The 8,051-nt window shown below is 65.2% G+C and carries 7 protein-coding genes; all 7 read left to right on the top strand.

All coding sequences use genetic code 11. The annotated features are described in order from the left end of the window. The first annotated feature begins 421 nt into the window (after positions 1-421). A complete protein-coding gene (locus BFP89_RS23070) occupies positions 422-1,381 on the top strand; it encodes an AAA family ATPase (protein WP_020301524.1) in 960 nt (319 codons plus the stop codon). Between the two features lie 5 nt (positions 1,382-1,386). Then, positions 1,387-2,319: a DUF58 domain-containing protein gene (locus tag BFP89_RS23065; protein WP_065887789.1), complete on the top strand. Its 933-nt coding sequence runs from the start codon at positions 1,387-1,389 to the stop codon at positions 2,317-2,319. After that, the gene (locus BFP89_RS23060; RefSeq protein ID WP_065887788.1) at positions 2,316-2,810 is read left to right on the top strand and encodes a DUF4381 domain-containing protein; all 495 of its coding nucleotides are present in this window, start codon (positions 2,316-2,318) and stop codon (positions 2,808-2,810) included. The genes BFP89_RS23065 and BFP89_RS23060 overlap by 4 nt, the downstream gene beginning before the upstream one ends. Next, positions 2,803-3,891, top strand: coding sequence for a vWA domain-containing protein (locus BFP89_RS23055; protein WP_065887787.1), 1,089 nt, complete (start codon positions 2,803-2,805; stop codon positions 3,889-3,891). Before BFP89_RS23060 ends, BFP89_RS23055 begins: the two co-directional genes overlap by 8 nt. Further along, positions 3,888-5,627 (top strand): tetratricopeptide repeat protein, encoded by a 1,740-nt coding sequence (locus tag BFP89_RS23050; RefSeq protein WP_065887786.1) that lies wholly within the window; start codon positions 3,888-3,890, stop codon positions 5,625-5,627. Before BFP89_RS23055 ends, BFP89_RS23050 begins: the two co-directional genes overlap by 4 nt. Continuing rightward, positions 5,624-7,264, top strand: a complete 1,641-nt coding sequence (locus tag BFP89_RS23045) for a BatD family protein (RefSeq protein WP_065887785.1) — start codon at positions 5,624-5,626, stop codon at positions 7,262-7,264. Before BFP89_RS23050 ends, BFP89_RS23045 begins: the two co-directional genes overlap by 4 nt. Before the next feature lie 433 nt (positions 7,265-7,697). Continuing rightward, positions 7,698-7,937, top strand: a complete 240-nt coding sequence (locus BFP89_RS23040; RefSeq protein WP_065887784.1) for a DUF6124 family protein — start codon at positions 7,698-7,700, stop codon at positions 7,935-7,937. Positions 7,938-8,051: the final 114 nt, after the last annotated feature.

The raw sequence follows: 8,051 nt of genomic DNA, 5'->3' as shown, positions 1-8,051 counted from the left end.
ATTAGCGAGGTGCCGAGTGGTGGGGCAAGAGCGTTTTGCTTACTTTTGCGCTTTTCAAAAGTGAGCCGCTGTAAAAGCGGAACCCATAGCAGCCTTGACCGCAGAAACGGATATGTACCTAGTCTGATCAAACATCCTAGTCGGCCCTGAGGCCGCCATCGGGGGCAAGCCCCCTCCCACATTTGGACCTCGGAGCGTCAGGTAGATACGCGTTGGCTGTGCGGCCGTCACCGGAGCAAGCCCCCTCCCACCTCGACTGTGCTCACCCCAGCAAGCCCCCCTACACAAAATTCCTACAAGTTTTGCCAAAAATACCCGTCACGCCGTTAGTCGCCACACCCCGCGATGCATTAAAGTAAGCCCCCCAGGCCGGTGTTTTTTTCCTGACACTCAGGCTCATCTTTTCCAGGAACCGTCATCGATGGAACATCGTGAAGCGCTGCTAGCGCTGCGAACCTTTCTTTCTACGCAGATTCTCGGCCAGGAAAAACTCATCGATCGCCTGCTGATCGCCCTGCTCGCCGACGGCCATATGCTGGTCGAAGGCGCACCGGGCCTGGCCAAGACCAAGGCCATCAAAGAGCTGGCCGAAGGCATCGAAGCGCAGTTCCATCGTATCCAGTTCACCCCCGACCTGTTGCCCGCCGACATCACCGGCACCGAAATCTATCGTCCGGAAACCGGCAGCTTCGTGTTCCAGCAAGGCCCGATCTTTCACAACCTGGTGCTGGCGGACGAAATCAACCGTGCGCCGGCCAAGGTCCAGTCGGCGTTGCTCGAGGCCATGGCCGAGCGCCAGGTCAGCGTGGGGCGCAGCACCTACGAGCTGTCGCCACTGTTTCTGGTCATGGCCACGCAGAACCCCATCGAGCAGGAAGGCACCTACCCGTTGCCTGAGGCCCAGCTCGACCGGTTCCTGATGCACGTCAAGATCGGCTTCCCGGATGCCGCCGTCGAACGGCGCATCCTGCAACAGGCCCGTGGCGAAGCGCTTAACGGCGAAACCAAGCCCGAGCGCCGCGTCAGTCAGCAGGCGATCTTTGCCGCGCGCAAGGAAATCCTCGGCCTGTACATGGCCGATGCGGTGGAGGAATACCTGGTGCAACTGGTCATGGCGACGCGCACCCCGGCCAAGTTCGACCCGGAGATGGCCGAGTGGATTGCCTATGGCGCCAGCCCGCGCGGCTCCATCGCCCTGGACCGCTGCGCGCGTGCCCATGCCTGGCTGGCCGGTCGCGACTTCGTCAGCCCCGAGGATATCCAGGCGGTATTGTTCGACGTGTTGCGCCACCGCATCATCCTGTCGTTCGAAGCCGAGGCCGCGGGTGTAGACCAGGACCGCGTGGTGCAACGCATCCTTGACGTCGTTGCCGTCGCTTGAAGTCGATGAACGCGAGCGCGGGTATCCACGTCACGCTCAGTGAATTGATCGAGATGCGCCATCGCGTACGGGAAGTGCAATTGTTTTCCACCCCCGGCCAGCGCAGCCCGTTGATCGGCCTGCATCACTCCAAGCTGCGCGGGCGCGGTGTGGATTTCGACCAGGTGCGCGTGTATCAGGCCGGGGACGACGTGCGCACCATCGACTGGCGCGTGACGGCGCGTACCCAGGAGCCCCACACCAAGCTGTTCCACGAAGAGCGCGAACGGCCGATTTTCATCATGGTCGAGCAAAGCTGCCGGCTGTTTTTCGGCTCGGGGCAGATGTTCAAGTCGGTACTCGCCGCACAAGCCGCCAGCCTGATCGGCTGGGCGGCGCTGGGGCATAACGACCGCGTGGGCGGCCTGGTGTTCGGCGACAGCGAGCACTACGAAATCAAACCCCGGCGCAGCAAGCAAAGCCTGCTGCAATTGCTCAACCGCCTGGTGCGGGTCAACCAGAGCCTCACCACCGAGAGCCTTCCTGAAGCCGACGCGCTGGGCATGGCCCTGCGCCGTGGCCGCGAAGTGCTGCGCCCGGGCAGCCTGGGCATTGTGATCTGTGATGAACGGGCGCTCACCGAGGGCGCCGAGCAACAGTTGAGCCTGCTGTCGCGCCACTGCGACCTGCTGCTGTTGCCCATCTCCGACCCGCTGGATCACGCCCTGCCCGCCGCCGGCTTGCTGCGCTTTGCGCAACGAGGCGCGCAACTGGAACTGGACACGCTCAATTTCGATTTGCGCCAGGCCTACAAGGCCCAGGCCGAAGCGCGCATCGCCCGCTGGGAATTGCTCGCGCAGAAGCTACGGGTGCTATTGATGCCATTGAGCACCCAGAGTGAAATGGTCGAGCAACTGCGCGAATACCTCAACCCGCAACGCCCGGTCAAAAAACAATGAGCAGCCTCGACCAACTGCAACCGCTGATCGCCCCGCCGGCCATCGGCTTCTGGCCGCCTGCGCCGGGCTGGTGGCTGCTGTTGCTGGTGATCCCGTTGCTCGGCTGGGGCGCCTGGCGGCTGCGGCGCTGGCTGCCCGCCCGCCAACCTATCGCCCGCGCCGAACACCCCCTGGACCCGCTGCGCATCGCGGCCCTGGCGGAGCTGGCGCTGATGCCCAAGCCCTATGACGGCGCGCCCGCCGGTGCCTGGCTGCAACAACTCAATGGCTTGCTCAAGCGCCTGTGCCGCAACGACTACCCCTACAGCCAAAGCCACACCCTCAACGGCCGCAAATGGCTGGCGTTCCTGGATAACCGCTGCCCCGCCGCCGGCCTTACGCGCTGGATGGTGCTGGTCGAAGGCGCCTACAAGCCCGAATGCAAACTCGACGACAAGGCCATCGCCGGCCTGACTCAAGCCGTCGACACCTGGATTCGCAAACATGTTTGAGTTCGCCTGGCCGTGGATCTTCGCCCTGTTGCCGTTGCCGTGGCTGATGCGCCTTATCCTGCCGGTGGCCGACAGCGGCGAACCGGCCTTGAAGGTCAGCTACCTCACCGATCTCCAAAGCCTGGCCCGGCGCCGCGCCCGGATCAATCTGCCGGGCTGGCGCCAGCAGGCACCGTACGTGGTGCTGTGGCTGCTGCTGTTGACCGCCGCCGCGCGCCCGGAATGGCTTGGCGAGCCGCTGCCGATTGCCGCCAGTGGCCGCGACCTGCTGGTGGCCGTGGATGTCTCCGGTTCCATGGACTTTCCCGACATGCATTGGCAGGACGAGGACGTCAGCCGCCTGGCCCTGGTCAAGCACCTGCTCGGTGACTTTCTTGAAGAGCGTGAGGGCGACCGCGTGGGCCTGATCCTGTTCGGCAGCCAGGCCTACCTGCAAGCGCCGCTGACCTTCGACCGGCGCACCGTGCGCACCTGGCTGGACGAAGCGCGCATCGGCATTGCCGGCAAGAACACCGCGATCGGCGACGCCATCGGCCTGGCCTTGAAACGCTTGCGTCAGCGCCCGGCGCAAAGCCGCGTGCTGATCCTGGTGACCGACGGCGCCAATAACGCCGGGCAAATCGACCCGCTCACCGCCGCGCGCCTGGCCGCTGAAGAAGGCGTGAAAATCTATCCGATCGGCATCGGCGCCGACCCCGAGCAAACCGGCTCCCTGGGCATTCTGGGCGTAAACCCGAGCCTGGACCTCGACGAACCGGCGCTCAAGGCCATCGCCGAGGCGACCGGCGGCCAGTATTTCCGCGCCCGTGATGGCAAGGAACTGGAACAGATCAAGGCCACCCTCGACACCCTGGAACCCGTCGAACAGCAACCCACCCGGGCCCGCCCCGCTCACGCGCTGTACAGCGGCCCTTTGGCCCTGGCGTTGCTGCTGAGCCTGTTGCTGGTGGTGCAGGAGCGCTGGCCGAACAACGCCTTGCAGCGGCTGTACGACAAACTGTCGAGCAAGGGCCTGTTCCTGCCACAAAGCCCTGAATGGCGCCAGCGCCTCAAGCGCCTGCGCTTGCGGAGGCGTCGATGATCGCCTTGTGGCCGCACTGGCTGCGTCCCTGGTGGCTGTTGCTGCTGCCGCTGCTCGGCTGGTTGCTGTGGCAACTGTGGCACCGGCAAAAGCGCGCCGGACGCTGGCAGATCATCCTGCCGCCGGCCTTCCACGCCGTGCTGCTCAGCGGCGGCAACGGTCGCGAAAGCAAATCCCCCTGGGTCGTGCTGGGCATCGCCTGGCTGCTGGCCGTGCTGGCGCTGCTGGGCCCCAGTTGGCAGCGGGTTGAACAACAGAGCCAAAAGCCTTCCGACCCGCTGGTCGTACTGCTGGAACTGACCCCCGAAATGCTCGCCACCGACAGCCCGCCCAACCGCCTGGAACAGGCGCGGCGCAAGCTGTACGACTTGCTGCAAGCGCGCACTGATGCGCAAACCGCCATCGTCGTGTATGCCGGCAGCGCCCACACCCTGGTGCCGCTGTCCGACGACCTGGCCACCAGCCGTAACCTGCTTGAAGCGCTGCGCCCCTCGATCATGCCCGAGCCCGGCCACCGCGCCGACCTGGCGGTGGACAAGGCCCTGGCCCTGCTCAAGCACGGCGGCCTCGGCCAGGGGCGCCTGCTGCTGATCGGCTCGTCGCTGTCCAAGCAAGAACGCCAGGGCATTCGTCTGCTGCTGCAAGGTAACCAGACGCCAAGCCTGACGATCCTCGGCATCGGCAGCCGTGAAGGCACGCCGGTCACCCAGGAAAGCGGCGAATTCCTCAAGGACGAACAGGGTGCGATTCTGATCCCGCGCCTGGACAGCCCGACCCTCAAGGCGTTCGCCAGCGAAATGGGCGGCCGCTACCGAGCGGCGCGCCTGGACGACAAAGACCTGCGGCAACTGGGCGTACTCGACCCGCCCCAAACCCTGCGCGACGACGGCCAGCGACTGCGCCTGGACACCTGGGCCGACCAGGGTTACTGGCTGCTCCTGCCGCTGCTGCTGTTGGCCGCCTGCGCGGGACGGCGCGGCTGGCTGTTTTGCCTGCCGCTGCTCTTGATGGCCGCACCGCAGCCCAGCTACGCCTTCGAATTCCAGGACCTGTGGCTGCGCCCCGACCAGCAGGGCCAGTACCTGCTGAAGAAAAAACGCCCCGCCGAGGCCGCCGAACGCTTCCAGGACCCGCAATGGCAAGGCGTGGCCCTGTACGAAGCGGGCAACTACGCCGAGGCCATCAAGCGTTTTGCCGAAGCTGACACCGCCTACGCCCACTACAATCGGGGTAACGCCCTGGCCCGGTCCGGTGCGCTGGAAGCTGCAGTCGACGCCTACGAACAGGCGCTGGAAGCCCAGCCCGATCTGCAACCGGCCTTGAAAAACAAGGCGCTGGTGGAAAGCCTGCTGCAGCAACACGCGCAGCCCGAGCCAGACGAGCCGGAAAAAAACCAGGATGACGAAACCACCCAACCCGGCCAAACTGCGCAACCGGGCGCCGACGGGCAAAAGGCCGAGGGTGGCGAGCAATCCACCCAGGGCCAGGGCCAGACCGGCAACGGCACTACCGACACGGCTACCGCGCCGCCCACCGGCAGCAACGAAGTGCCCGGCAGCGAACTGGGCGATGAGCACACCACCACGCCGCCGCTGCGCCCAACCGATGCCAGCCTTGACGGCGAACACCGCCAGGCGCTGGAGCAATGGCTGCAGCAGATCCCGGACAACCCCGGGGAGCTGCTGCGGCGCAAATTCTGGTACGAACAGCAACAGCATCAGGACAAGACTCGATGAGCCGCCGCACCACCCTTCTGCTCCTGCTCGCCTTGTCGGCAGGCCACGCCCAGGCGGCTAACCTGGTCGCCAGCGTGGACCGCAGCCGCCTCAATTCCGGGGAAACGGTGGAACTGACGGTGGAGTCCAGCGACGTGACCCAGTTCGGCAAACCCGACCTGTCGCCCCTGGATGCGCAGTTCGAAGTCAGCGGCACGCGCCAGATCAACCAACTCACTACCCTGGGCGGCGATAACCACGCGACCACGCGCTGGATCATCACCCTGCTGCCCCGGGAAAACGGCACGGTGGTGATCCCGCCTCTGCAGGTGGGCGAGCTCAAGACCCAGCCGATTACCCTGCAGGTGGTGGAAACCGCCAGCCAGAACACCAGCGCCGAACTGGCGCCGGTGTTTGTCGAAGCCAGCCTCGACCAGACCAGCGTCTACGTGCAGGCCCAGGCCCTGTTGACCGTGCGCGTGTATCACTCGGTGTCGCTGTATGACGACAGCAGCCTGACGCCCCTGCAAATCCCCGATGCACGCGTGGAGCAACTGGGCGAGTCGCGCACCTATGAAAAAGTCATCAACAGCATTCGCCATGGCGTGATCGAAACCCGCTACGCGATCTACCCCCAGCGCAGCGGGCCGTTGGCAATTGCGGCGCAGACATTCAGCGCCACGTTGGTGGAGTCACGCCCGCCGCAGGAGAACACCCTGCAGGGCACCAAGCCGGGCAAGCTGATCCACGCAAGCTCGGCCCCCCTGGCGCTGACGGTCAAGCCCAAGCCCGAGTTCTACCCCGCCGACGCGCCGTGGTTGCCGGCGCGCAGCCTGAGCCTGAACGAAGCCTGGAACCCTGCGCCGGAGCATGTGCAGGTCGGTGACTCGCTGACGCGCAGCCTCACGGTCAAGGTCGAGGGCCTGTCCAGCGCGCAACTGCCGGCGCTGCCCAGCACCGAAGTCAACGGCCTGCGGCGCTACCCGGATCAACCGGTATTGGGCAACGAGACCCGCGACCGCGGCCTGGTCGGCAGCCGTGAAGACCGCGAAGCCCTGGTGCCCACCCGTGCCGGAGCGCTGGAACTGCCCGCCGTGGAAGTGGTGTGGTGGAACACCCACGAAGACCACCTTGAACGCACCACCCTGCCGGCCCGCACCCTGCAAGTGGCGATCAACCCGAGCCTGGTGGTGGACACCCCCGCCATGCCGACCGTCATCACCGCGCCGGACGACGAGCGCCTGTGGCTGTGGCAACTGAGCACCGTGCTGCTGGCCTGCACCACCTTGCTGGGCTTCGGCCTGTGGTGGCGCGCCCGCCGCCAGCCCGCCGTGCAACGCGCCGCGCAAACCGGCCCCAGCCCGCGCACCCTGCTCGAGGACCTCAAGCGCGCCACCCAGGCCAACGACCCCCAGGCCACCCGCCAGGCCCTCGACGCCTGGGCGCGCCAACAACCGGAAACCCTGGCCGACATGGCGGCGCGCTTCGTGCCGCTGTCGGATGCCCTGGATGGGCTCAATGGCGCGCTGTACAGCGAGAGCGGCCAGTATTGGCTGGGCGAAGACCTGTGGCGCGCGATCAAGGCCATCCCCGTGGCCGAGCGCGAACAAGACCCGGCCCTGGACACCACCAGCCTGCCGCCGCTCTATCCCAAGTAAAACGATCAATCCTCCAAAACACTGGAGATCCAAATGTGGGAGGGGGCTTGCCCCCGATAGCGGTGGGTCAGCGACAACAGCGCTGGCTGACACACCGCATCGGGGGCAAGCCCCCTCCCACAGGATGGCGCCCACTCAGATATATCCCACAACCGTTTCAGGTTGTCCCTCGGAACTTCGCTGGCTAAACTCCTCGCCGTCGCTGCCAATTCAGCGACCGGATTTGACCGTCCGATTTCAAAAGAGCAACTGCGCCAACACCAATCTGGGCGTTTTTTTACGTCTGATGTATCGTGTCGCGGCAGCTGTACGCGGGATACCTTCGGGTATGCCGGTTTTGCTCCTTTTGACCGGTCGGTCAACCCGCGTATTGCTGCCACCCTCTTCGATTGACCGCGAATCGTGGCAGCTCCATTCTTAAAGGAGTTTCACCATGATCAAAGACACCCCCAATCCTCCAGAACAACTCTTTACCGTACGCCCCAACCTGGGCACGGAAATCTTGCTGGTCAACGCCTCCCAGGACCTGGCATCCATCACCGACATCGCCACCCACCTCGCTTTCGAAATCGACGGAACCCATCGCAATGTAGCGCTGGGCATCTGCCGGATGCTTGAAGGCGTGCAGCTAATGGTGGACAAGGTGCTGGATGAGGCCTGCCCAGCCACGTAAATCTGGAGCGTATAAAATCCCCAAAACACTGGAGATCCAAATGTGGGAGGGGGCTTGCCCCCGATAGCGGTGGGTCAGCGACAACAGCGCTGGCTGACACACCGCATCGGGGGC

Source organism: Pseudomonas sp. 31 R 17 (genome assembly GCF_900004915.1).
GTDB classification, from domain to species: Bacteria; Pseudomonadota; Gammaproteobacteria; order Pseudomonadales; family Pseudomonadaceae; genus Aquipseudomonas; species Aquipseudomonas orientalis_A.
Note: the sequence above shows the minus strand (reverse complement) of the source record. Positions and strands in the feature narration are given on the sequence as shown.